Genomic DNA, 245 nt, shown 5'->3' with positions numbered 1-245 from the left:
AGCCACGATCTATGAGATAAAACAAAATGGAGGAGAATGTAATGTTGAAGAGGTTTCTCGTATTAGGCATCGTAGGGGCGATGCTGACTGCTCAAGGCGTTCCGGCCATGGCCGATACATACGCCGACATCATCGCAGCAAAGAAAATTCGGGTGTCGACGGACTTGGCAATTCCGCCGTCCGGCATGCTTGATGCCAATCTCAAACCCGTGGGTTCCGATGTTGAAACCGCGCAGCTTCTCGCA

The 245-nt window shown here is 51.8% G+C and carries 1 pseudogene; it reads left to right on the top strand.

The window, feature by feature from the left end:
- Positions 1 to 41: 41 nt before the first annotated feature.
- Positions 42 to 245 (top strand): annotated as a pseudogene (locus tag SB822_RS59855) (amino acid ABC transporter); the annotation flags it as partial.

This window comes from Paraburkholderia sp. SIMBA_054 (assembly GCF_046534875.1).
Taxonomy (GTDB): domain Bacteria; phylum Pseudomonadota; class Gammaproteobacteria; order Burkholderiales; family Burkholderiaceae; genus Paraburkholderia; species Paraburkholderia hospita.
This window is presented reverse-complemented; position numbering and strand designations above follow the sequence as displayed.